Origin of the sequence: Asaia krungthepensis NRIC 0535, assembly GCF_025995175.1 — a bacterium.
GTDB classification, from domain to species: domain Bacteria; phylum Pseudomonadota; class Alphaproteobacteria; order Acetobacterales; family Acetobacteraceae; genus Asaia; species Asaia krungthepensis.
The window spans coordinates 67,343-90,174 of the sequence record NZ_BAPV01000013.1 but is presented as its reverse complement, the minus strand read 5'-3'; the positions used below and the strand labels follow the sequence as shown (position 1 = coordinate 90,174).

Annotated in this window: 22 protein-coding genes and 1 tRNA gene; 16 read left to right on the top strand and 7 right to left on the bottom strand. The window is 59.3% G+C overall.

What is annotated here, in order from left to right; translation table 11 throughout:
• The 3 genes from AA0535_RS09150 to AA0535_RS09140 form a co-directional block, all read left to right on the top strand.
• Positions 1–234, top strand: a 234-nt coding sequence (locus AA0535_RS09150; RefSeq protein WP_264815685.1) for a hypothetical protein, incomplete at its 5' end; no start/stop codon positions are given.
• Complete coding sequence (locus AA0535_RS09145) at positions 186–584, top strand: IS5 family transposase (protein ID WP_264815687.1); 399 nt, start codon at positions 186–188, stop codon at positions 582–584. The genes AA0535_RS09150 and AA0535_RS09145, both read left to right, overlap by 49 nt.
• A 245-nt stretch (positions 585–829) precedes the next feature.
• Positions 830–2,203 (top strand): WavE lipopolysaccharide synthesis family protein, encoded by a 1,374-nt coding sequence (locus AA0535_RS09140; protein WP_264815684.1) that lies wholly within the window; start codon positions 830–832, stop codon positions 2,201–2,203.
• 32 nt (positions 2,204–2,235) lie between these two features.
• On the opposite strand, the gene AA0535_RS09135 is transcribed toward AA0535_RS09140, so the two are convergent.
• From AA0535_RS09135 to AA0535_RS09125, 3 genes are read right to left on the bottom strand one after another with little or no spacing between them, the layout of a single operon-like run.
• Complete coding sequence (locus AA0535_RS09135) at positions 2,236–3,084, bottom strand: hypothetical protein (protein WP_264815683.1); 849 nt, start codon at positions 3,082–3,084, stop codon at positions 2,236–2,238.
• Entirely contained in the window at positions 3,081–4,088 is a 1,008-nt protein-coding gene (locus AA0535_RS09130; protein ID WP_264815681.1) for a ferritin family protein, read from the bottom strand. Before AA0535_RS09130 ends, AA0535_RS09135 begins: the two co-directional genes overlap by 4 nt.
• A gap of 18 nt (positions 4,089–4,106) precedes the next feature.
• The gene (locus AA0535_RS09125) at positions 4,107–4,775 is read right to left on the bottom strand and encodes an ATP-dependent Clp protease proteolytic subunit (RefSeq protein WP_127103501.1); all 669 of its coding nucleotides are present in this window, start codon (positions 4,773–4,775) and stop codon (positions 4,107–4,109) included.
• A gap of 234 nt (positions 4,776–5,009) precedes the next feature.
• Between AA0535_RS09125 and AA0535_RS09120 the strand changes: the two genes are divergently transcribed.
• The 6 genes from AA0535_RS09120 (at position 5,010) to AA0535_RS09095 (ending at position 11,585) form a co-directional block, all read left to right on the top strand.
• Positions 5,010–5,939: a hypothetical protein gene (locus tag AA0535_RS09120; RefSeq protein ID WP_264815680.1), complete on the top strand. Its 930-nt coding sequence runs from the start codon at positions 5,010–5,012 to the stop codon at positions 5,937–5,939.
• Between the two features lie 99 nt (positions 5,940–6,038).
• Positions 6,039–7,244: an LL-diaminopimelate aminotransferase gene (locus tag AA0535_RS09115; RefSeq protein ID WP_264815679.1), complete on the top strand. Its 1,206-nt coding sequence runs from the start codon at positions 6,039–6,041 to the stop codon at positions 7,242–7,244.
• The gene (locus tag AA0535_RS09110) at positions 7,241–8,554 is read left to right on the top strand and encodes a homoserine dehydrogenase (RefSeq protein WP_264815678.1); all 1,314 of its coding nucleotides are present in this window, start codon (positions 7,241–7,243) and stop codon (positions 8,552–8,554) included. Before AA0535_RS09115 ends, AA0535_RS09110 begins: the two co-directional genes overlap by 4 nt.
• 84 nt (positions 8,555–8,638) lie before the next feature.
• On the top strand, positions 8,639–9,631 hold the full coding sequence (gene glpX / locus AA0535_RS09105) for a class II fructose-bisphosphatase (RefSeq protein ID WP_264815677.1): 993 nt from the start codon (positions 8,639–8,641) through the stop codon (positions 9,629–9,631).
• A gap of 21 nt (positions 9,632–9,652) precedes the next feature.
• Complete coding sequence (gene recJ / locus AA0535_RS09100) at positions 9,653–11,461, top strand: single-stranded-DNA-specific exonuclease RecJ (RefSeq protein ID WP_264815676.1); 1,809 nt, start codon at positions 9,653–9,655, stop codon at positions 11,459–11,461.
• A gap of 48 nt (positions 11,462–11,509) precedes the next feature.
• Positions 11,510–11,585, top strand: a tRNA-Glu gene (locus AA0535_RS09095).
• A 559-nt stretch (positions 11,586–12,144) separates the two neighbouring features.
• On the opposite strand, the gene AA0535_RS09090 is transcribed toward AA0535_RS09095, so the two are convergent.
• Positions 12,145–13,083: a LysR family transcriptional regulator gene (locus tag AA0535_RS09090; RefSeq protein WP_264815675.1), complete on the bottom strand. Its 939-nt coding sequence runs from the start codon at positions 13,081–13,083 to the stop codon at positions 12,145–12,147.
• 122 nt (positions 13,084–13,205) lie between these two features.
• Here AA0535_RS09090 and AA0535_RS09085 point away from each other — a divergent pair, with 122 nt between their 5' ends.
• The 3 genes from AA0535_RS09085 (at position 13,206) to AA0535_RS09075 (ending at position 16,338) form a co-directional block, all read left to right on the top strand.
• On the top strand, positions 13,206–13,985 hold the full coding sequence (locus tag AA0535_RS09085) for an NAD(P)H-dependent oxidoreductase (RefSeq protein WP_264815674.1): 780 nt from the start codon (positions 13,206–13,208) through the stop codon (positions 13,983–13,985).
• A 348-nt stretch (positions 13,986–14,333) separates the two neighbouring features.
• Entirely contained in the window at positions 14,334–15,569 is a 1,236-nt protein-coding gene (locus AA0535_RS09080) for an MFS transporter (RefSeq protein ID WP_264815673.1), read from the top strand.
• Positions 15,570–15,582: 13 nt separating this feature from the next.
• A complete protein-coding gene (locus tag AA0535_RS09075) occupies positions 15,583–16,338 on the top strand; it encodes an SDR family oxidoreductase (RefSeq protein ID WP_264815672.1) in 756 nt (251 codons plus the stop codon).
• 51 nt (positions 16,339–16,389) lie between these two features.
• On the opposite strand, the gene acuI is transcribed toward AA0535_RS09075, so the two are convergent.
• Both acuI and AA0535_RS09065 read right to left on the bottom strand, forming a co-directional pair.
• Positions 16,390–17,385: an acrylyl-CoA reductase (NADPH) gene (gene acuI, locus AA0535_RS09070; protein WP_264815671.1), complete on the bottom strand. Its 996-nt coding sequence runs from the start codon at positions 17,383–17,385 to the stop codon at positions 16,390–16,392.
• Between the two features lie 25 nt (positions 17,386–17,410).
• Entirely contained in the window at positions 17,411–17,806 is a 396-nt protein-coding gene (locus AA0535_RS09065) for a winged helix-turn-helix transcriptional regulator (RefSeq protein ID WP_264815670.1), read from the bottom strand.
• A gap of 100 nt (positions 17,807–17,906) precedes the next feature.
• Between AA0535_RS09065 and AA0535_RS09060 the strand changes: the two genes are divergently transcribed.
• From AA0535_RS09060 to AA0535_RS09045, 4 genes are read left to right on the top strand one after another with little or no spacing between them, the layout of a single operon-like run.
• Positions 17,907–18,941, top strand: a complete 1,035-nt coding sequence (locus AA0535_RS09060) for a zinc-binding alcohol dehydrogenase family protein (protein ID WP_264815669.1) — start codon at positions 17,907–17,909, stop codon at positions 18,939–18,941.
• Positions 18,938–19,324 carry a nuclear transport factor 2 family protein gene (locus AA0535_RS09055; protein ID WP_264815667.1) on the top strand — a complete coding sequence of 129 codons (387 nt, stop codon included), beginning with the start codon at positions 18,938–18,940 and terminating at the stop codon, positions 19,322–19,324. The genes AA0535_RS09060 and AA0535_RS09055 overlap by 4 nt, the downstream gene beginning before the upstream one ends.
• Entirely contained in the window at positions 19,321–19,743 is a 423-nt protein-coding gene (locus AA0535_RS09050; RefSeq protein ID WP_264815666.1) for a cupin domain-containing protein, read from the top strand. The genes AA0535_RS09055 and AA0535_RS09050 overlap by 4 nt, the downstream gene beginning before the upstream one ends.
• 4 nt (positions 19,744–19,747) lie before the next feature.
• Entirely contained in the window at positions 19,748–20,860 is a 1,113-nt protein-coding gene (locus tag AA0535_RS09045) for a major royal jelly family protein (protein WP_264815665.1), read from the top strand.
• A gap of 800 nt (positions 20,861–21,660) precedes the next feature.
• On the opposite strand, the gene AA0535_RS09040 is transcribed toward AA0535_RS09045, so the two are convergent.
• Positions 21,661–22,776 (bottom strand): metallophosphoesterase, encoded by a 1,116-nt coding sequence (locus AA0535_RS09040; RefSeq protein ID WP_264815664.1) that lies wholly within the window; start codon positions 22,774–22,776, stop codon positions 21,661–21,663.
• Between the last annotated feature and the right edge of the window lie 56 nt (positions 22,777–22,832).

Here is a 22,832-nt window from a genome sequence, read left to right as displayed (position 1 = left end):
CGCCGCTGGGCTGAACAGGGCGTATGGGACGCGATGCTGCAGACGCTGGTCGATCTGGGCCTCACCGATGACTGGCAGCACATGACCGATAGCACCAGCATTCGCGGCCATGTCTCGACTGCGGGCGGAAAAGGGGGGCTCGTACGAACGCTCCTGGTCGATCACGCGGCGGTTTTACAAGCAAGATCCACGCCCGGGCAGACAATCAGGGACGCCCTCTTGGTTTCATCCTGACCGGTGGTGAGGCATCGGACTATACTAGCGCCGAGCCGCTCATCGCGATCCCAGCCGCTACGCCGAGGGCATTGCTGGCAGACAAAGGATACGATGGTGACGGTTTCCGCCAGTACCTGCTGATGCGGGGCATCCTACCGATCATCCCGCCACGCTCGAACCGTAAAGCTCCAGAGCATCCCGACTATCGCCGCTATCAGGACCGAAACCGCATCGAACGTATGTTTGGCAAGCTCAAGCAGCAACGCCGGATCGCCATCCGCTACGACAAGAGCATTCTGTCTTTCGAGAGCTTCCTCAATCTCGCCACCGTCAGGCTATGGCTCCGGTCTTTTGTCAACGCAGCCTAGCATTTCCTTATCCTCACCCTTATCCTAAGTTGGCTCAGACCATATATACCGCTTGTTTGCGATTGCTCCGGAATACGATATCGAAGCAAATACAATAGACTGTTTGATTTCTTATGAGGAGCAAAAAAATATCATAATAATAGATGTTTTCACCGATAGTATTAATGTTTTTGTTATCTACATATCAAAATCATCATTTAGCGTTGCATAAGTAACGAACGCCGGGAGCTTTTCTAGAAAACAACATGCTACATTCAGATATAAGCATCATCGTACAAGGCCCTTTGAATCACGGAAATGCGGAGCAGATTGCCTCGCATTGCGTTCACTGGCGTCAGTTATTTCCTGAGTGCGAAATCATACTTTCGATTTCGTCCACAGATATCTCAAATTTATACAACAACTCAGATAACCTGTATTGCGATCTCGACTCTGGATTTTCTAATTCTACAACCATTCGAGCTGTCTCTACACTCAACGGTGTCTGCAACAAGTTTGCACTTCTCGAGATCTCAAGTTACCTGCCTCAAATCAAAAGTGATAAAAAAGCCTCCAACAATGTAAATTATCAGATATCATCTGCACAGCGCGGTATCTCTCTAGCCAGTAGAGAATACGTATTAAGAATTAGAAATGATTGTCTTTTACTTTCAAAGACATTTCTCGAAGAATACGAACAGAATTCAGCATTTCCACGCCTAGAGCGCGCCGCATTTGAGAAGCGGGTTATGATACCTTCAATTTATACACTTAATCCGTATTCTAGGGAGAGAATGCCGTTTCATTATAGCGATTGGTTCCATTTCGGGTTACGTGAGGATGTGGCGCAAATATGGGACATTCCGCAATACAGCTTAGCTGATTCCGTACATTATATTCGACACGCCCATGCGCCTCATTCAAATAGCCATGAACGCAGATTCCTAACTCGCTTAGCAGTTGAACAATACATCTCTTTTTCCTGCTTCTCTAAGAAATTTGATGATATAATGCTAGAATATCACAATGATTTGAGAAGTATTACGTGTAGTTTAGACGTGCTTTGCGATAATTTTATTGTTTGCGACGCAGAAACAGTTGATCTGTACTTTCCTAAATATCAGAGTGATATTTCAGACCAAAATAATATATCGAAATGCATTAGTAGCTATGCCTGGAAAATGCTCTGTACTCATCGCGGAACCGATTACGAACATATTATCAATTCATCAATCTCCCCCGAAAAGAAAAATCAGACCTTCCAGGAGATCTCCTATAGACCGCTCGATTTCCTTCTGCGAGATTCGCGTCTTTTAAACGGCAAGATCGAGAACACGAACAGAAATGGATTACTCGCCTACGGTCCGTATATAGATCTCGAGCCCGGTTGCTATAGATGCCGATTTTCTTTTTCCGAGATACGTGGTTTAGGTAGACTCCACTTTTCAGTAACCAGTAATGCGGGCGCTACCAGCTTATTTCGTAAGACTGTCTGGAACTGGCGCAGGCGCACCATAACCCACGTAGTATTTGATATCAAATTAGTCAAATCAGAAATGAACGTTGAGTTTCTCATAAAGTATAATAAGATAGGCCGCCTTGTTTTTACTGGATTTCATTTAGAACGGGTTAGCTTTTGATCTCCCATCACGCAATGACCACCAGCAATAACTTATCGCACCCGCCGTCCCTTGTCCCAAAGACGCAGGCCCCGGAGAGCCAGATCGGCGATACCGGGCAGGAGACGGGGCTGCATCAGACCGGGATCGAAGGCTGACATGCGGCGGGCGTTCTCGCGATAACAATCCTCGACAAACCCGCGAAACGAGAACCCATCGAGAAACAGATTAGTCTGCGTGACAGCAAAATCGCGCCCGTCATTGGGCTCTTGGCCGCGCTTCACCATGCCGAGCAGACGGCTCAACGCGCGAATATAAAACCGCAGCGATTTGACAGATCGCCGTGCCCGCCCGAGGCCACGACGCTTCTCGCGCCATGCCATGTAGTTAATGAAGAAAACGATATGGCGCGTTTCTTCGAACATGAGGATGTCGAAAATCTCGAACATCTTTTCGGGCAGGAATTGCGACTGACGCGCGCTCTTGAATGCGCCGAAGCCGAGGAAAGCGTCGAGACATTCACCAAAACCGAAATCGATGAAGGCCTTTTCCAGATCAACCGGAAACTTCTCGAGAGGCTGCTTTTGGGCATCCAGACCGTAACGCTCGATCATGACGCGGATCAGATCGGCATGACGTGCTTCTTCATACCCCTGAAGGCGCACCGCCTCCTTCACCTCCGGATCGATGATCTGGGGGGTGAAGGCATCGACGATAGCCCCGGCCCGGCGTTCGGTATGATACACTTCCTGCCAGAACGGGACAGCGCGAAGCCGGGCGAGTTCCTCATCTGTCAGTTCGGGCCATGGCAGGGTTTCCGGATCGAAAACCTGATGCGTGTCGATAAACTGCTGACAGAAATAATGCTTGTGGGCTTCAGACCCCGGCTCGATCACACTCATGCAGGGGCATGCTGCTTCGTCTGTCCAAGCCTTGCCCGCATCGCTCCCGAGGCCTTCTCCCACAGACGATAAGCAAACAGCCCGGTCTTGACGAGGTTCGGCGTCGTGGTGGGGCGCAGCAGGCGATGATCATAGCCCGAGAAACGACGGTCATTTTCATCGAGGCAGAGCTGCATCAGCTCGGGCACCTTGATATCGATGTCCGTCATGTCCTTGGCGCCGGTCACGGTAAAGTTGTTGTCCTGCGTGTGCTCATTGCCTTCGGAGTCGATGGAGCGCGCCAGATCCATGCGCTCATAGGCGAGGAATGCCCAGACACCCAGAACGCGCGCCTCGAAGACGGGGCGCTTCCACCACGGCATGGTGGCGCGATGCCAGGCCAGCCAGTTCGCAAAAAGCAGGATATGACGACATTCTTCCTGCATCACGGGCTCAAACGTCTCGATCAGCTCCATGGGGAAGAGCCCGGCGCGTTCGGCAAGAGCGAACAGACCGAAAGCAAAGAAGCTGTCCACGCATTCCGAGAACCCGGTCACAAGATAAGCCCACTCGGTATCCTTGGGCTCGATATAGGGCGACTCGGGGGCCATCGGGATGTTATAAGCCTCGACAAGCTTGGAGAGCACCTCCTTGTGCCGGTTCTCCTCCCAGGCATTGCGACGCAGGGCGTCTTTCATGTCCGGGTCGTCGATCATGTCCGCATAGGCGGCCATGCGCAGGCGCGCCTTGCCCTCGGTCTGCACCGCGATATCCCAGATCGGCAGCGATGTGATGCGATGAAGGGTCTGCGGATCGAGCTCGGGCCACTTGATGACCGAGGGTTTATAGGGGTTGAAGGTCTCCCTGAACATGTCGGCCACGGCGCGCTTGTGTTCTTCGGTGCCCGGCTTGAGCGGGCCGGGAATGGCGCTGCTCCAGTGACGGGCTTCGAAATCGGCCTTGGCAAGAGTCTTGTCTGACGGCGCATCCGGAAGATGGCTGTAGAGTTGTTCAAGACGTGACATGAGAGAGAATTCCTCTTCTTATTCCTTGATGTCGCTCATTTTGCTGATGACGCGCGAGACGAGGCCATAGGCGATGGCTTCCTCTGCCGACATCCAGTGATTGCGGTCCGTATCCTTGGCGATCTTCTCGTAGGACTGTCCGGTTTCACGGGCAAAGAGGCGATTGAGACGCTCGCGCATCTTGATGATCTCGCGAGCTTCAATATCGATATCGGTGGCCGGACCGCGCACACCGCCCATCGGCTGATGCAGCAGGAAGCGCGTGTTCGGCAGGCACAGGCGGCGTTCGGGACGGCCTGCGGCAAAGATGAGGGCCCCGGCTGAGGCGACCCAGCCCGTACCGATCATGTTCACGGGGGCGATGGAGTCCACGAAGCGGATCATGTCGTGAATGGTGTCACCGCTCTCGACATGGCCGCCCGGCGAGTTGACATACACATCGATGGGCTTGTCCGAAGCGCCTGCCAGAGCAAGCAGACGACCGGTGACATCGCGGGCCACCTTGTCATTGATGCCACCGAAGATCAGCACCTTGCGCTGTTCGAACAGCTTGCCTTCGATCTCGCCACCCGGGGGCTTCTCGGCCGCTTCCTTGGGCTCGGGCGCGTCGGGCGCCTGGGGATCGGGCTCTTCATCGTCGAGACGTGGGGCGATACGCGAGATATCCTGGGGTGTCGTGCCACGCATGCGGGTGTTCCTATGTCCGTGCAGCCTGTTCATGCCATCTATGTTGCGCTTGATGGGCGGCCCTCACAAGGGGCACCCCGATTTTTGCGCCAGATCAAGCATCTCGCCACAATGGGCCTGAGCAGCTAGGGTGACATCTTCAGGATGAAACCGGACAAGAAACGCAAGGGTCAATCGGAAGATATGGTGAACACTGGGGGGGCGAAAACAGGCTGGCCGCGCAGGAGCCTTGTGGTGACGGGCATGGTATCACTCATGGTGTCGCTGAGCGCCTGCGGGCACCGGGATGCCGTCGACACCGTGGATAACTGGTATCATCAGTACCAGGGCGGTGAAATTGCGAAGCAACGCCCCCCTGCACCGGGTGCCCATGGCAATTACCCGCGCGTGGGCCTGACACCCACCACAACGGTCGAACTACCGAGCCCTTCCGCTCGTCAGGCGCTGACCGACAAGCTCACGCTGCAACGCAATCTGAGCCAGCATCTGGCCGTGGCCGATGGTCCCCTCACCATTGCAGCGCCCCCGCCGCCGCCCAAACCGCGACCGGCCAGTACGGAAAGCGGCTCATCAATGAGCGTCGTCGCCCCCGGCCAGACGCCGCCAGCAAACCCGGCGCCCGGTCCAGCGCCCATGCCCGGCAAGCAGGCTCAGCCCGCCCCCCCGAAAGCGACTACACCCCGCACGGATGAGGCACCCGAGGCTCCCTTGCCTGAGGTGACACGCTTTGCGCCCCCGCCGATCAAGCCGGGCGAACTGCCCCAGATCGGCGATCTGCCGCCTGTTGCTCCGCGGTTTCCGGGGTTCGACATCCCTCGTGATGCCGCGCTGCCCGATATCATCCCACCAGCCTATGATCTGACCGAGCCACATGGAACACTGATCCGGTTCAATCAGGCCTCAGACCAGATGGCGCGTGGGCAGGACGGAGCGATTGGCAAGGCGCTGAGCGGACGGGGACCTCATGACATCGTTTATGTGAAGGGGTTCGGGGAAATCACCTCCTTCCGCCCCTCGGAACAGGTGCTCGGAATCAGGCTCGGCCTCCTGCGGGCACGTTCATTGGCGCAGACCCTGATCCTTCACGGCGTGGCCGCCTCGGACATCCGGATCAGCGCGGGCGCTCTGGGTCGCGGCGCGAGAATTGACCGCTCGCCCTATTGAGGGCGGTTCACCCGGTCCGGAAATCAGGTTAGTGAAGATTGTCGGAGTCGCCCTGACTCCGGTAATTTTATTTCAACCCTGTGCCCCCGAGCCGAAAAAATGACCGAAGAGTTTCACCGCATCCGTCGCCTGCCGCCCTATGTCTTCGCCGAAGTGAACAAGGCCAAGGCCGCGGCCCGAGCGCATGGTGAAGACATCATCGATCTGGGCATGGGCAATCCCGATAGCCCCACGCCACCCCATATCGTCAGGAAGCTGGTCGAGACCGTGGCCGATCCGCGCAGCCATCGCTACTCGGTCAGCCGCGGCATTCCCGGGCTGCGTCGGGCACTGGCCGGGTATTACGAACGCCGCTTCGGTGTGGACCTGAACCCTGAGACCGAAGTCATCGCGACCCTTGGCTCCAAGGAAGGTCTGGCCAATCTCTCCTCGGCCATTACCAGCCCCGGCGACACGATTCTGGTGCCGAATCCGTCCTACCCCATTCATCAGTTCGGCTTCATCATCGCTGGTGCTTCGGTGCGTTCCATTCCGGCCACACCGGATGAAGACATGCTACGCGCGCTCGAGCGCGCTGTGCGCCATTCCGTGCCCAAGCCTACCGCGCTGATCGTGAACTTCCCCTCCAACCCGACGGCATTCACGGCCTCGCTCGATTTCTACAAGGACCTGGTGGCTTTCGCCCGTCGCGAGCAGATCTGGATCCTGTCCGACCTGGCCTATTGCGAAATCTATTTCGGCGACGAACCGCCGCCGTCCATCCTGCAGGTGCCCGGCGCCAAGGACATCGCGGTCGAGTTCACCTCGCTCTCGAAAACCTATTCCATGGCAGGCTGGCGCATGGGCTTTGCCGCAGGCAACCCGCATCTGATCCAGGCCCTCACGCGCATCAAGTCCTATCTCGATTACGGCGCCTTCACCCCCATTCAGGTGGCGGCTGTCGCGGCCCTGAGCGGCCCGCAGGATTGCGTGACGGAAATCCGCGACATGTATCGCGAGCGGCGTGACGTGTTGATCCGTGGGCTTCATGCCGCTGGCTGGGATGTCCCCTCGCCGCAGGGCTCGATGTTTGCCTGGGCGCCCATTCCCGAGCGCTTTGCCGAGATGGGCAGCGTCGATTTCAGCAAGCTCCTGCTCAAGGAAGCCGGGGTGGCCGTGGCACCGGGGCTTGGCTTTGGTGAATATGGCGAGGGCTTCGTCCGTATCGGTCTTGTCGAGAACACGCAGCGCCTGCGTCAGGCGACGCGTGCCATCAAGACCTTCCTTAACAAACACGGCGTCAAACAGGCAGAGGCAGTTTCGTGAACGGTCAAACACTTCATCTTGGTATTGCTGGTCTTGGCACGGTCGGGGCTGGCGTGGTGCGCCTTCTGCGTGAGAACGCCCAGGCCATTACTGCCCGTGCCGGACGCACCATCGAGGTGGTCGCCGTCTCGGCGCGCGACCGCACCCGTGATCGCGGTGTCGATCTCACCGGCCTGACCTGGCACGACGACGCCATCGCTCTTGCCGCCGACCCCAGGGTCGATGTGGTGCTCGAGCTGATTGGCGGCGCCGAGGGCTCGGCGCGCGCGCTTGTAGAAGCCGCACTGAAGGCGGGCAAGCCGGTCGTCACGGCCAACAAGGCCCTGCTGGCCATTCACGGGGCCTCGCTGGCACGCCTTGCACGCGAAAACGACACCTCGCTGCTTTTCGAGGCCTCGGTGGCTGGCGGTATCCCGGCCATCAAGCTGGTGCGCGAGGGTCTGGCTGCCGATCATCTCCTGCGTGTGGGCGGCATCCTGAACGGCACCTGCAACTACATCCTGACCGCCATGCGCGAGACGGGTCGCGACTTCGGCGATATTCTCGCCGAGGCCCAGGCCCTCGGCTATGCCGAAGCCGATCCTTCTACCGATGTGGATGGCTGGGATGCCGCCCACAAGCTCGCCATCCTGGCCGGACTCGCCTTCGGTCAGCCTGTGCGCTTCGATTCGCTGCATGTCGAGGGAATCCGAAATATCGCCGCCTGCGACCAGGCATTTGCGCGCGAGATGGGCTATCGCATCAAGCTTCTGGGCAGTGCCCGCAGTGACGGCAAAGGCACAATCGAGGCCTCGATGCGCCCCTGCATGGTTCCGCAGTCAGCGCCCATCGCGAATGTAGATGGTGTATTCAACGCCGTTCTGACCGAAGGCGCCTTCAGCGGCCCGATGCTGATCGAGGGACGGGGCGCCGGTGCAGGCCCGACTGCCAGCGCCGTGGTGGCTGATGTGATCGACCTTGCCCGTGGAACGGCCCTGCCCGTCTGGGGCATGGACCCGAAGCCGGAAATTGCCTGTGCGCCGCGTAAGAGCCTGAGCGGACAGTATTATCTGCGCCTGTTTGTGCAGGATCGTCCGGGCGTTGTGGCCGACATCACGGCCGCCCTGCGTGATTACGGTGTCTCGCTGCGCGCCCTCTCCCAGCATGCCGCCGAGGAAGCCGCGCAGCACGCCGGTTCACAGACGGTTGTTCCACTCGCGCTTGTCACACATGAAACCAGTGAGGCGGCCATGCTTTCCGTCCTGACGGCCCTCGGGCCCCTGGAAACTGTCGTCGGCACACCGCTGCTCATGAAAATCGAGACTGTGTGATGTGGCAAAGGCGGCACATCCCGGCATAACAGGGCGTGTCGCAATTCCGGCTCAGCTGGATAGAGTACAGATAGGATATACCGGATGCCTTTCTCTCCTAAGTATAAAGTGACGGATCGCAACCTCGCGCTCGAACTCGTTCGCGTGACAGAAGCTGCGGCCATCTCGTCATCGGCCTGGACAGGCCGTGGGGAAAAGAACGAGGCTGACGGTGCAGCCGTTCAGGCCATGAGGGCCGCGTTCGACACGGTCGCGATCGAGGGAACGGTCGTGATCGGCGAAGGCGAAATGGATGAAGCGCCGATGCTCTATATCGGCGAGACGGTGGGTGCCGGTGGCCCCAAGATGGATATCGCCGTCGATCCGCTGGAAGGCACCAATCTTTGCGCCAAGGACATGCCCAATGCCATGACCATGGTGGCCCTGGCCGAGAGCGGCAATTTCCTTCATGCCCCCGACATCTACATGCAGAAGCTGGTGGTTGGCCCCAATCTGCCGGATGATCTGATCGACATCGACGCCCCCATCGAGACCACGCTGCGTGACCTCGCCAAGGCCAAGGGCAAGGATATCTCCTCCATCACCATGTGTGCCCTCGATCGCGAACGCCATGAGGAGATGATCGCTCGCGCCCGTGAAGCTGGTGCCCGCGTCATGCTCCTGACTGATGGTGACGTTGCTGCCGCCATCGCGGCCTGCATGGATGAGAGCCGCGTGGATATCTACGCAGGCTCGGGTGGCGCCCCTGAAGGCGTTCTCGCCGCTGCAGCCGTACGCTGCGTTGGAGGACAGATGCAGGGCCGCCTGATGTTCGAGGATGAAAGTCAGGTCGAGCGCGCCCGCTCCATGGATCCCGGCAAGGACCCTACCCGCAAGCTCGGCCTGCATGACATGGCGCGCGGCGATGTGCTGTTCTCGGCCACGGGCGTGACCACAGGAACACTTCTTCGCGGTGTTCGCTTCTATGGTCCGACGATTGCGCGCACCCATTCCATCGTGATGCGCTCCAAATCAGCGACAGTGCGCTTCATTGAGGGACGTCACGATTTCTCCACCAAGACATGGGCAGGTCACTGATCCCATCCTATAAGGGAGCGTATGTCTGACGCTCCCTCGTTCCTTGTTCCGCCAGAGCCGGTCCTGTCCGTCCATTCAAGCGGCAGCGGGCGCTCCTGGATCTGGCGCGACGAGAAACTGGCGGCCGGCGATGGCCGCGTTGCCCTTGCCATGGCACAACGTGCTGGCATTCCCGAGCTCCTCGCACGCATTCTGCATGGCAGAGGAATAGATCCCTCCCAGGTTGCAGCTTTCCTCGACCCTAAACTGCGTGACTGGCTGCCCGATCCCTCCTGCCTGCGCGGCATGGACGAAGCCGCAGCCCGTCTGGCCCAGGCGGTCCGCTCGGGTGAAACGATCGGTGTTTTCGGCGATTACGATGTGGATGGCGCCTGTGGCACCACGCTCCTGACCGAAACCCTGCGCGAACTCGGTTGCGCGGTCCATTTCCATATCCCGGACCGCCAGAAAGAAGGATATGGCCCGAACGCAACGGCCCTAGAGGGACTACGCGCCAGGGGAGCAACACTGCTGATCTGTGTGGATTGCGGCACGGCAGCGGTCTCGTTGCTCGACACTCTGCGCACCTCCGGCGATATCATCGTTCTCGATCATCACAAGCCGGACGGGGCCATTCTGCCCGGTTGCATGGTGGTCAACCCGAACAGGGTGGATTGCGAATCCGGGCTGGGTCATCTCTGTGCCACGAGTGTTGCCTTCCTTGCCCTGATTGCCACATGTCGTGCCCTGCGCCTGTCCGGCTGGTTCGAAGTCCATGAAGAACCTGCCCTTCTGCGCAAGCTCGATCTGGTCGCGCTCGCGACTATCTGCGATGTGATGCCCCTGCGCGACCTGAACCGCGCTTTCGTCACCCAGGGCCTGCGTGTCATGGGACGCGGCGAGCGTCTGGGACTTTCCACCCTCGCCTCGGTGGCGGGAGTGAAGGAAACGTCGAGTGCCATGGCCTGCGGTTTCGGTATCGGCCCACGCATCAATGCGGGCGGGCGTATCGCTCAGGCCGATCTCGGTGTGAAACTTCTGCTGAGCGAAGATGCTTTCGAAGCGCGCGCGCTGGCAGAGAAGCTCGATGAGATCAACCGGCAACGCCAGACTGTCGAAGCCGACATTCTGACCGAGGCCTATCATCAGGCCGAGGCTCAGCTTGAATCCGGCCATGCTGCCCTGTTTCTGCACGGCGAGAGCTGGCATCCCGGTGTTGTGGGGATCGTGGCCAGTCGCGTCCGTGAACGCTGCAATCGCCCCGCACTGATTGGCGCCCTACAGGACGGCGTGATCAAGGGATCGGCGCGCTCCGTTCCAGGTCTGGATATCGGAGCTGCCGTGATTGCAGCCTGTCAGTCGGGTCTGCTGCTGACGGGTGGGGGCCATGCCATGGCGGCCGGATTCTCCCTTTCTGCCGACAAAGCCGAAGCCTTCCATGCCCATCTCGACCAAGCGCTTGCCGAAGCGCGCCACCGCCCCCGTCATGACGCACTGAGCATCGACGGCGTTCTGGCGTTGCGGGGCGCGACCACGGAGATCGCGGCGCAACTGGGCAGGCTCGGCCCCTTCGGCGCAGGCCACGAAGAGCCGGTTATTGCGATCAGCCGTGTACGCGCCGTCAAAAGCGAACGCATCGGCCGCGACGGCAATACATTGCGGGTAATCCTGCAGGGCGAAGATGGTGGCAGGTTGCGTGGTCTCGTGTTCCGAGCCGCCGACAAGCCCTACGCGGAGCTGCTCGAAGATCGTGCCATGCCGGTGCTGCATGTGGCCGGACAATTGCGCTGCGAGCAGTGGCAAGGTCAGGATATGCTGAGCTTTTTTATTTTGGACGCCGCCACGATTTAGGGGTTGACCCCCACCCCCCGCTGGGATAATCAGCCGCTCACGCCTCCAGTCCCGTTCGTCTAGAGGCCTAGGACACCGCCCTTTCACGGCGGTAACACGGGTTCGAATCCCGTACGGGACACCACGGCATTGACCGCAGTTTTCTGCGGAATGCGGCCGGTTAGAAGCATAATCCTGATTTACCGAAGTACTGATTTTGAGCCACTCCTGAGCTATTCAGGAGAGTAGTCTTCGTCAAGAGCAGGAAACCTTGCATCGGCAAATGCGGCGAGATCGCCCTGTCGACCGATGGATTATGCCTCGCCCATCCCGGCACCACAGGCCTACTCAGTCACATCCCCGCAAATGCCCCGGCCTTGGGCGACTGGCTAATACTTGCCGACCGACGTTCCGCGCAGGAAAGAGCACGTGTCACCGATGCCCGAAACTCGTCCGTGACATCCTCCTTTTCCCTGCCATGATCCATACCCGCGGGACAGGGGCCAATGCCCCCCACAGTTCATATCCCGCAAGCTTCCCGCCTGTGGAATTGAGACGCTATCATCAGCCTCGCGTCCGCCAACTCCCTTGAAAAGAGTCACCGCCAAATTCAGCAGAGGATTTCCCCGTAGCTCAGGCTCCGGGCGACCTGGCATCAGCGGCACGATGAGCCCGCCCATAGTGGTATCGTGAGCACTTCGGGTCTAGAGCGTGCCATGAAACCGTTTCCCGTCATCCCCTGAGGCACGGCGGACAACAGAGACAATCGTCTCACGCATCCATCGATAAAGAGGATGCATGGCCGTGCGATCGTGCCAGGCCATGGCAATCGTGAAACCCGGCACAGCAAGCGGAGGCTGAAGAACAGCGAGCGGCAGCCTTCTTGCAGCTACGATCCGTCGCGGCACGATCGCGACCATATCGGACCGAGCTACGATCTCGGGCACCATCAGGAAGCCGGGAACCGACAGGACAACGCGTCGCTCACGCCCCATTGCCGCAAGAGCGATATCTGTTGCGCCCGCAAATCCTCCCCCCGCTGGTGAGACAAGTATATGGTCGAGACGGCAGAACAGATCGAGACCCGGTGATCCCTGCACCTCGGGATGGCCGGCTCGCGCAATAAGCACGTAGGTTTCGTCGAACAAGGGTGTTTGACGGAGTCCATCCGGAATATCGTCCGGTATAGTGAGATAAAGATCTGCGTCTCCTTGCTCAAAAAGCTCAAGCCCGGATCGCTGGGCGGCGCTGCGCCAGGCGACACGAATTCCCGGTGCCACGTCGCGAAGGTGGCGCACCAAGTCAAAGAGCACGGCGTATTGCACGTAGTCGCTTGCGACGATTGTGACTGTCGCAGAAGCCGTCATGGGGTCGAAACGACTGGCAACCGCCACAACGTCGCGCACAGCGTCGAGTGCGGCGCGCAGAGGCTTGTGCAGGGCTAGAGCACGCTCGGTCGGTATCATGCCGCGCGGCCCCGGCAGCAGAAGCGGGTCACCCAGCACCGCCCTCAAACGGGCCAGTCTGGTGGAGAGAGCGGGCTGACTGATGGCCAGACGTCTCGCAGCGCGGGTGACGTTGCGCTCTGCCAGCAACACGTCGAGCGTGGCGAGCAGATTGAGATCGAGACGTTCGATATCCATTTGATGGATAGCAGCATGAAAATCTTTCGATTTCAACGATAGCATGATCGCGTGGCAGGCTCTTCCCTGCGCAATGCCTTATTGCGCAGGGTTTTTCACTGACACACGAAAAGAGCCAAACGATGAGTCGTCTCTTGATCATCCATGCTCATCCCGAGCCCCGCTCGCTGAGCAGCGCCCTGAAAGATGTTGCTGTCGAAACGCTCACCGCTCAGGGACACGAAGTTCAGGTATCTGACCTCTATGCCATGAACTGGAAGGCGGTGGCCGACAGCGCGGATTTCACCACGCATTCCGATAGTGACCGGCTGCACTACGCTGCCGCCTCAAAAACTGCCTATCAGGAAGGCACACAAGCAGCCGATATCCTGGCCGAGCAGCAGAAGCTTCTCTGGGCAGACGGGGTCATCCTCAATTTTCCGCTGTGGTGGTTCGGGCTCCCTGCGATTCTGAAAGGATGGATCGACAGGGTTTACGCCTGCGGTTTCGCTTACGGCGTCGGTGCACAAGGCGGCGCACGCTGGGGCGACCGATACGGAGAGGGCACACTCATGGGCAAGCGGGCAATGCTGGCAGTAACATTGGGCGGGCGTGAACCTCACTATACAGATCGCGGCGTCAATGGGCGGCTATTCGATGTCCTGTGGCCGATCCAGCATGGTATTCTCTTCTATCCCGGCATGAGTGTGCTGCCGCCTTTCGCGCTCTACCAGGCCGACAGGCTCGATGACGCACGATGGGTCGAAGCCAGAGAGTCATTTCAGGCTCGCTTGAAGGATTTCTTTACCGAAATCCCCATCGCGTTCCGCACGCAAAACGGTGGTGATTACGACGAACAGCAAGTGCTGCGCGAGGGGCTGGGAAGCGGCAAGGACGGGTTGATGATCCACCTGAGCCGATAAGAGACATCCCGGTTTCGCATGATCGCGTTCCCTCCGGATACTGCGAGCCGGGCAAAGCACATCACGTATCATCCCCCTATCACCCCGGTTCACCGAAATCCGGCACCCTTGCTCCTGTATGGATCCCGGCCAGGTAACTCACAGGATCGCCCGGCCCACCGCGCCATGGACAAGCGCACCGGATGGCCCTTGCGGGATGAGCTGACTTGACGTTCGCCGGATGGCTTCGTAAATCCTTCGGTGCGTTCGTCCTGAAACGAACTGCCGTAGGCGTTACCGTCATCCAACGCGTCCTTTGTCGAGAGGATCCCAGCAGGGAATGTCTCGGCCCCACAAGGCGCGTTGAATATGACCCAATCTGCAAAACACGCATCCGCAAACCCGGATAATGTCTCGACATTCCGCGGGCTTGCTCCTCTCATCCTGTCCATTTTTCTTGGCTATTTTTCCGTGAGCGTCCCTCTGGGCCCGATGGCGCTCGAAATCAGGGAACGACTCGGTTTCGGTTCCGCAACAATTGGCGGTGTTATCGGCCTTCAGTCACTCGCGACTTTACTCACGCGGCATTGGGCCGGGACATTATGCGACTCACGTGGCCCTCGTCATGTCATCCTGATTGGCCTGCCGCTGGCAGCCCTATCGGGACTGGCCTATGCGCTTGCCGGTGTCCTCGATCCAGGACGCTTCGTTGTGCTCGAAACGCTCATTTTTGGGCGCCTGCTGATGGGATTGGCAGAGAGCCTGTTTCTGACAGGGCTGATGAGCTGGGGTATTGCCCGGCTCGGCGCAGCACGCACGGGAGTTGTCATGTCCTGGACAGGTATGGCGCTCTATGCCGCTATCGGTCTGGGAGCCGCGAGCGGTCTCACCGGCTTTGAATCAGGCGGCCTCACGCTGGTTGGCTTTCTCATGGCTGCTGCACCAGTCCTGGTGCTAGGGTGCATACTCCCCCTGCGCCCGGTCGCCCCTTCGGGGGGAGGACGCACACCTTTTCACAAGGTCCTCGGCATGATCTGGCGTTTCGGCGCCGTACTCGCCCTGGCCACCATCCCCTATGCCGCGCTCTCTGCTTTTCTGACGCTGGATTATTACGAGCATGGTTGGTCGCATGCCGGTGCCGGTTTTGCTGCTTTTGCCGTGGCCTATATCGCCGTGCGTCTCTTTGCTGCCGGTCTGCCTGATCGAATCGGGGCAATGCGCGTGGCCCTGGGGTCGCTCGCTCTCGAAACGATCGGCCAGGTCCTTTTATGGTCGGCGTCCCGACCTGAAATGGCTGTCACAGGTGCAGCCATTACCGGCCTCGGTTTCTCGCTGGTGTTCCCGTCCATGGGTGTTCTGGCTCTTAATCTTGTGCCGCCATCGATACGAGGGCGGGCCCTGGGCAATTTCATCGCCTTTGCCGATATCGCTCTAGGCGTGACCGGCCCGATCATGGGCCTAGCCATCAGCTATTTCACCACCGGCACAGCTTTTCTGATCGGCGCTCTGGCGACGATTGCAGCTCTTTGTCTGGTGCCCGGCATGCACAGACAGACCGCGAAACAAGCTCGATACTCTTCTTCCGGCCGATCGGCATCCCGATGAAAGGAGCCTGACCATGAAAATGAGCGGAAACACGATCCTGATCACAGGAGGCACGAGCGGTATCGGGCGCGCCCTGGCGGAGGCTTTCCATGATCGTGGCAACAACGTGATCGTCACCGGGCGTCGCCAGGCCCTGCTGGACGAGATCGGAAGGAAACGACCCGGCATTGTCCCTCTCCTTCTCGATCTCGCAGACGAGGCCGCGCTCGCGGCCCTGCCCGGCATCGTGAAGACGCATTTTCCGACGCTGAATATCGTGATCGCCAATGCAGGGATCTCCCATGCTGAAAACCTTGCAGACGGGTCATGGCAAGTCGGGAAGGCATGTTCCATGATCGACACGAACATCATGGGGGTGCTGCGCATTGCCGCCGCATTATTGCCGATCTTGCAGCAGCAGGAAAACGCCACGTTCATGGCCACAGGGTCGGCGCTCGCTTTCGTGCCGAGAGCCGCGTTTCCAACTTATTGCGCCACGAAGGCGTTTCTTCATTCCTGGCTGCAATCCCTGCGTCATCAACTCAAGGACGGGCCTGTGGAAGTGTTCGAACTGTCACCCCCTTATGTCCAGACCGCACTGACAGGACAAGCGCAACTGACCGATCCCCGTGCGATGAGTCTGGCTGTGTACACAGCGCAGGTCATGGCGAAACTGGAACGGAATGACCATGAAGCCGGCGAGATCCTGCTTCCCGGCGATGATTTCCGCCGACATGCTGAACGCGACGGGCGCTATGAGGCCGTATTCTCACAGCTCAACCCGGGCTGAACCGCGCGCTCCAGACAGCGCTGGAGCGTTCGCGATTGCACACGCCCGGTTTCATCCTCCGATTGCGACAACCAGTCTCCCGCGGCACCGCCCCTCGAGCAGGTCACGGGCTGCCGCAGGGGCATCGCTTAGCCCGATCTCCTGAACGAGGCTCTCGAGTAATCCCTGATCGACCAGATCTGACAGGCGCTTCCATGCCTCCAGCCGCAATGCGCGCGGACAATAAACACTGTCTATCCCGATAAGGGAGATACCACGGAGGATGAACGGGGCGACAGTGGCAGGAAACTCCATGCCGGCTGCCAATCCGCAAGCCGTCACCACACCGCGCGCTGCCATGCCTGCGCAGATATTGGCCAGGATCTGCCCCCCTGCCGTATCGATAGCCCCGGCCCATTGCTCGCGCGCAAGCGGTTTGCAGGGGGAAGTGAAAAGGGCACGATCCAGTATCGCCGTTGCCCCCAGTGACCGCAGCCACGCGGTATGCGCGGGTCGTCCGGTCATGGCCTCGACCCTGTAGCCCAGACGGGAGAGCAGCATCACGGCAAGACTGCCCACGCCCCCCGATGCCCCCGACACGATGACCGGCCCGGTCTCGGGCTGAATCCCGTTACGTTCGAGCGCCATCACGCTCAGCATGGCTGTATACCCTGCCGTGCCAATCGCCATGGCCTGTCGGGATGACAGGGTCTCAGGCAGAGGCACAAGCCAGGCAGCCGGTACCCGGGCCATACCTGCCAGACCGCCCCAGTGTTTCTCGCCCAGGCCCCAGCCATTGAGGATGACGCGATCCCCGGGCGACAGCGCGGGATCATCGCAACGGGTCACAGTCCCCGCAAAATCGATACCGGGAATCATGGGAAACTGGCGAATAACGGGTGCTTGCCCAGTGATCGCCAGAGCATCCTTGTAATTCAGGGTGGAATATTCGACTCGCACCGTGACATCGCCCCCCGGCAGCGCGCTCTCGGCCATCTGCCTCAAGGCGATCTCCTGTCGACCCGTCTCGTCCCTCTCGATCACGAGAGCGGAAAAATCCGCATCCATGAGCCTGTCCCTTTCCGGAAAAAGATCAGTGTGTTCCCGCCTCAGCCTCGTGCTTTGCAGAGGCTTCCGCTTGTCGTCCTGATGCCCCGAAGCTGGTATGCGCATCGCCCCAGCGCTTGAGGGCCAGAATGACAGGTTCAAGCGTTCTGCCATGCTCCGTCAGGCTGTATTCCACCTTGGGGGGCACCTGCGGGTAGATTTCCCGGTGAATGAAGCCATCTTCCTCAAGTTCGCGCAGCTGCATGGTGAGCATGCGCTGGGTGGCGTTGGGCAAAAGCTTGCGCAGGGCATTGAAGCGCAGCGTACCCTGCAGGAGATGGAACAGGATCACACCTTTCCATTTTCCATCAATCAGTTCGAGCGTTGCCTCCACGGCGCAGCCGGGACTGCAATCGAGGCGCTTGTGGCGAATGCGGGGCATGACGGTATCATTTCCGATACTATGAACAGTATATGTGCGTTCTTGCGTGAATACAGTATAAAGCCTCATCTCTGCTCCATACAACCATGGAGCGAAAACTATGCGTGCTATTGGCTTCCAGTCTCCCCACCCGATCGACCATGTTGAGGCGTTGCAGGATATCGAGCTTCCTGACCCCGTGCCGGGCGGGCGCGATATCCTTGTCGAAATCCGGGCGGTCTCGGTGAACCCGGTCGATGTCAAAATACGCGCCAGTGCGAACCCGGCCCCCGGGGAATACCGTGTGCTCGGTTGGGACGCCTCGGGCATCGTCAGGGCCATAGGCCCCGACGTCCGTGATTTTGCGATTGGCGATGAGGTTTTTTACGCCGGAGCCCTGCAGCGTGCGGGTACCAATGCCGAACTCCATCTGGTGGATGAGCGCATCGTGGGCCGCAAACCAAAGAGTCTCGACTGGGCACAGGCGGCGGCCCTGCCGCTGACGGCGCTGACCGCTTGGGAAATGCTGTTTGACCGACTGGATATCCGACGCGACGTACCCGGAACCCGTCCCTCGGTGCTTATTATCGGCGGAGCAGGCGGTGTCGGCTCAATGGCGATCCAGCTCGCACGGGCCCTCACCGATGTAACGGTGATTGCTACTGCCTCTCGCCCTGAAACGCAGGGTTGGGTGCGCGACCTTGGAGCGCATCATGTCATCGACCATCGCAACCCGCTCGCGCCCCAGATTTCGGAATTGCCTACAGGTGCACCGGGTTTCGTATTTTCCACAACGGCAACCGCCCAGCACCTCGAGGATATTGTTGAGCTGCTGGCACCACAGGGTCATTTCGGGCTGATCGATGACCCGGCCGAACTGAACGCCATGCCACTCAAGCGCAAGAGTCTCTCACTGCATTGGGAGCTGATGTTCACTCGCTCCATGTTCACGACACCCGACATGGACCATCAGGGAAAGATCCTGAACGACATCGCAGCCCTTATCGATAGCGGGCAACTGCGCACGACCCTGGGCGAGCATTTCGGCCCGATCAACGCGGCCAATCTGCGGCGCGCCCATGCCCTGATCGAAAGCGGGCGTGCTCGCGGCAAGATTGTCCTCGAAGGCTTCGAATCCGACGGAGAAACAGCATGAGCGCTGCATCAACCAAACTGGTGCAGCAGTGGTACGCAACCGGCGATACCAGCCTGCTGGCCGATAATGTGGTCTGGACCGTGCTCGATACCTTCCCTGAGGGTGGCACCATCATCGGCCGCGACACCGTCGCCACAACCTTCTTTCCAGCAGTGAAGGCACTTTTCGACACCTATGCCGCTGTACCCGAAACCTGTGTCACCGAGGGTGAAACGGTCGTGACGACAGGGCATTACCACCTCATGACGCCGGGAGGTGTGAGGGGAGACATCGCGTTTGCCCATGTCTGGACAACAGGTCAGGGGAAAATTCTGTCCTTCAGGCAGGTGGCCGATACGGCGGCCCTTCGCGCGCTTCTTGAGGCGGAAGGACGAGCTGCATGAGCGAGGATTTCAATCTCCCCCAGGGTGGGCGGTTCGACCTGCACGCCATCGCCAGTCAGTTTCCCGAAACAGCGGCTACAATGCTGCTCGATACCTATCTGACAGATAGCGAGTCACGGAGCATCCGGCTTTTTCGCGTTTATCAGGGTGTTCCCGCTCATTATCACACCCAGTGTGACGAGATTCTTTATGTGCTCTCCGGCGAGGGAACGTTCTGGATCGACGATCCCGCAACCGAGGCTGCATTTTCGCCGGGTCATCTTCTGGTTTTTCCAAGAAAAGCCATTCACGCCCTGCCGCAGATTGTCGGACCCTCGGTCATTTTCCTCGCCATCGACACGCCACGCCGCGCGCAGGATGACGTTACGTTCGTCGATGGGCCGGACGCCAGACGGCCCCCCTTCATTGCAGGGATCTGACCTCATGCGCCTTGTCGAGACGCTTTTCTCTCTTCGAACCCGGCTGCGGCAATTTGCCCCGATCATGGGCGTTTTTCTTCTTGTCGCCGCCCCGGCCTGTTTTGCCGAACCAGCGCATATAGAGGCCCAGAACATTTCGCTCGACTGGAATGCCGTTGCTCTGGCGCAGGGCCATATCTTTGTGGCTGGGCCGCGCTGGACCGGTTTTCCGGGCCCTTCTGTCGCCACGGTCACACCGGAAGGGATGCTCAGGCCGTTTCCCTCGCCGGAGTGGAATGACTGGAAACCCGGGCAGGACGCGAGAACGCGCTTCGTGAGCGTGAATGCCCTTCATCTGGGACCCGATGGCACCTTGTGGGTTGTAGATACCGGAAGCCCGCAATTTGGCGGAGCGATCGTCAGGGGAGGCGCCAAGCTGGTGCGGATCGACCCGGCAAACGGTAAAATCGTGCATGTCTATCCTATGGGCCCCGATGCGGCGCCCGATGGCAGCTATATCGACGATATCCGTTTCAACGGAGATCATGCTTATCTGACCGATGCGGGCACCGGTGCCATACTCGTTCTGGATATCCCGTCCGGAACCTTCCGCCGCGTTCTTGCTGGCCATCCTGCCACCATGGCACGAAAGGATCGACCGATCGTCGTGGATGGACAAATAGTGCGAATTGCTGATGGCACTCCCTTGCGCGTCAATGTCGATCCGCTCGAGGTCAGCCCGGACGGCCGGACCCTGTATTTCGGACCGCTCGAGGGGCCGTGGTCCCAGGTACCCACCCGGGCGCTGGATGACTCCACGCTATCGCCGGAGGCTCTCGCCGCATCCGTCACGCCATGGGCCGATCTGCCCCCGATTGGCGGCAGCCTGATGGACAAGCAGGGGACTCTCTATTTTCTGGCGCTCGGGGATGACACGATCTATCGGCGTGAAAGCAATGGGAAGATTACGGCCCTGTTGACGGATCATCGCCTTCACTGGGCCGATGCTCCCTTTCTCTCGACTGACGACAGGCTCTGGTTTCCTGTGGCCCAGCTGGACCGGCTTGCTCAGTTCAACCATGGACATTCCGCCATCAGGCAGCCCTTCCTCATGATGTCGGTAGCAATCCGGAACTGAGCCGGGACTGCGCCGGTACACGCGTACTCTTGCGGGTTTCTCATGGCTCGAAGCCGTGGGAGGCACCGGTTTATTTCGCCGATCCTGGCGTGAGACAAAACGTCAGAGCGTGTTTCGTGCGCTATACGGGGATTTACTAACCCGATACCTTTCTCAATACGGGCGCGATCATCCTGCCTGATCGCGAGAGGCGCCCTCAGAAAGGAACGGCCCTTACGACCTATGCCGGGGACATCATCAGGGCCGATAACGCTCTAACTGTGCCAATCATTGTTTCGATATCGAAATACTTTTGCGGTGGTTACTATGGCCGATCTCGTATGGAAAAAAGGCCGCCACTTATCCTCTCATCATCACAGCCGATGGAGGACGCGTCTATATTTGTCAGCATCATCGCCGTGACGCTTGCCTCGTTTCCTGCGTGGAACGGGGGCACATGCTTTAGACCAGCCGAGTGCGTATCCCCGCCAGACTTGTCGGCCTGAGCGATTGCCATAATCGCGAGTATCGAGACATCATCTCCGGTCAGCAATCAACGTGTCAGGCGGTCTTTGGACCACTATGCATGCAGCTTCCTGCGAGCATCAGTACCGGTCCGCGTACCGCCCTACCGTGATAAAAGCCACGCGTGGATGGAATACCGTCGATTTTTCTTGCTGAATTGTCAGCCATATCAGAGATCCCGCGATGCGCCCCATCCCTGAATATCCGCAGATACAGGGAGCGGCGGCCACCTCGGTGTCACGGGCAGACTGTGCCGCCCCACCGATCACGCCCCAGAAGCGAACAGGGAGATGTTTTCAGCGAGCGGTGAGAGTGAACCGTGTGATCTCTGACGGGCGTCCCAGACGCAGAGCAAATCCGGGCCAGATGCCGGTGCCGTTGCTGACATAAAGCGCCATGTTGCCCACATGGTAGAGCCCCGAAACGAAACCCTTGTTGCCACGTGCCACCAGGGCATCGAGCCCGTAAATCATGCCTCCGTGGGTATGGCCCGAAAGCTGAAGGGCAACGCCCAGACGCGCCGCCTCTCGTGCCTCGGCGGGTTGATGGTCCAGCAGAATAACCGGCGCATCGTCAGGTCGGCCTGCCAATGCCAATGCGAGGTCCGGTCCCTCTTCTCCATGATGGGCGGCCGAGCGATCCGTCACGCCCGCCAGCACCAATGCCTCGTCACCACGCCTGATGATCTCGTGCCGGTTGAGCAGGAAACGGAATCCCATATTCGAGAGATGGGCGATCCATTCCCCATAATCGAAGAAATATTCGTGGTTGCCGGGAATAGCCCAGACGCCATCCGGGGCCTGCAATGCCGAAAGCGGTGCCACATCGTCACGGCGCATCGCGACCGAGCCATCGATAAAGTCGCCCGTCACCACCACCAGATCGGCCATCGCCTCATTGGCCTTCTTCACGACTTTCTCGGCCCAGAGTCTAGGGAAAAGGCGTGTGATATGCAGGTCCGTCAGCTGGACCAGACGATAGCCTTCGAAGCCGGGTGGCAATGCTGCGATCCTGAGAGTCACATCCCTGACGGGAGGCACACGCAAGGCATTGGCCACTCCCCATGCAGAAAGAAGTGCCGCGATTATGCCGACAGCCACGCGAGGTTCGGTGCCGATGTGAAAGGGGTGCCAGGTCACGAGCGCCCAGATCGCAGCACCGATATCCACCGCCAGCTGCATCACCGTGATGAACCCCAGGGCCCCAAAACCCCAATTGAACAGAATGACAACGAGGCGCGGCATCTCAGGCGCAAATACCGAGCCAGAGGAAAGGCGACACCAGTAATGGTAAAGCCCCGCCACCACGATCAGAAACGCCCCCGTAATCCTTGCCGCGAGCGGCACAGGCAGTGGCCAGAGCCAGTTGAGGATGACGATAAGAAAAAGCGTACCGAAAACGACTGGGCGCAAGGGACTCATATTCCGGAAAAATGAACGTCGTGTCGAAACGCCCGACGAAGAGCCCG

Bases quoted from the DNA above. Each gene is read 5' to 3' on its own strand.
- AA0535_RS09140 (WP_264815684.1), top strand. From the start codon at position 830: ATGCTACATTCAGATATAAGCATCATCGTACAAGGCCCTTTGAATCAC.
- AA0535_RS09135 (WP_264815683.1), bottom strand. From the start codon at position 3,084: ATGAGTGTGATCGAGCCGGGGTCTGAAGCCCACAAGCATTATTTCTGT.
- AA0535_RS09130 (WP_264815681.1), bottom strand. From the start codon at position 4,088: ATGTCACGTCTTGAACAACTCTACAGCCATCTTCCGGATGCGCCGTCA.
- AA0535_RS09125 (WP_127103501.1), bottom strand. From the start codon at position 4,775: ATGCGTGGCACGACACCCCAGGATATCTCGCGTATCGCCCCACGTCTC.
- AA0535_RS09115 (WP_264815679.1), top strand. From the start codon at position 6,039: ATGACCGAAGAGTTTCACCGCATCCGTCGCCTGCCGCCCTATGTCTTC.
- glpX (WP_264815677.1), top strand. From the start codon at position 8,639: ATGCCTTTCTCTCCTAAGTATAAAGTGACGGATCGCAACCTCGCGCTC.
- recJ (WP_264815676.1), top strand. From the start codon at position 9,653: ATGTCTGACGCTCCCTCGTTCCTTGTTCCGCCAGAGCCGGTCCTGTCC.
- AA0535_RS09090 (WP_264815675.1), bottom strand. From the start codon at position 13,083: ATGGATATCGAACGTCTCGATCTCAATCTGCTCGCCACGCTCGACGTG.
- AA0535_RS09085 (WP_264815674.1), top strand. From the start codon at position 13,206: ATGAGTCGTCTCTTGATCATCCATGCTCATCCCGAGCCCCGCTCGCTG.
- AA0535_RS09080 (WP_264815673.1), top strand. From the start codon at position 14,334: ATGACCCAATCTGCAAAACACGCATCCGCAAACCCGGATAATGTCTCG.
- AA0535_RS09075 (WP_264815672.1), top strand. From the start codon at position 15,583: ATGAAAATGAGCGGAAACACGATCCTGATCACAGGAGGCACGAGCGGT.
- acuI (WP_264815671.1), bottom strand. From the start codon at position 17,385: ATGGATGCGGATTTTTCCGCTCTCGTGATCGAGAGGGACGAGACGGGT.
- AA0535_RS09065 (WP_264815670.1), bottom strand. From the start codon at position 17,806: ATGCCCCGCATTCGCCACAAGCGCCTCGATTGCAGTCCCGGCTGCGCC.
- AA0535_RS09060 (WP_264815669.1), top strand. From the start codon at position 17,907: ATGCGTGCTATTGGCTTCCAGTCTCCCCACCCGATCGACCATGTTGAG.
- AA0535_RS09055 (WP_264815667.1), top strand. From the start codon at position 18,938: ATGAGCGCTGCATCAACCAAACTGGTGCAGCAGTGGTACGCAACCGGC.
- AA0535_RS09050 (WP_264815666.1), top strand. From the start codon at position 19,321: ATGAGCGAGGATTTCAATCTCCCCCAGGGTGGGCGGTTCGACCTGCAC.
- AA0535_RS09045 (WP_264815665.1), top strand. From the start codon at position 19,748: ATGCGCCTTGTCGAGACGCTTTTCTCTCTTCGAACCCGGCTGCGGCAA.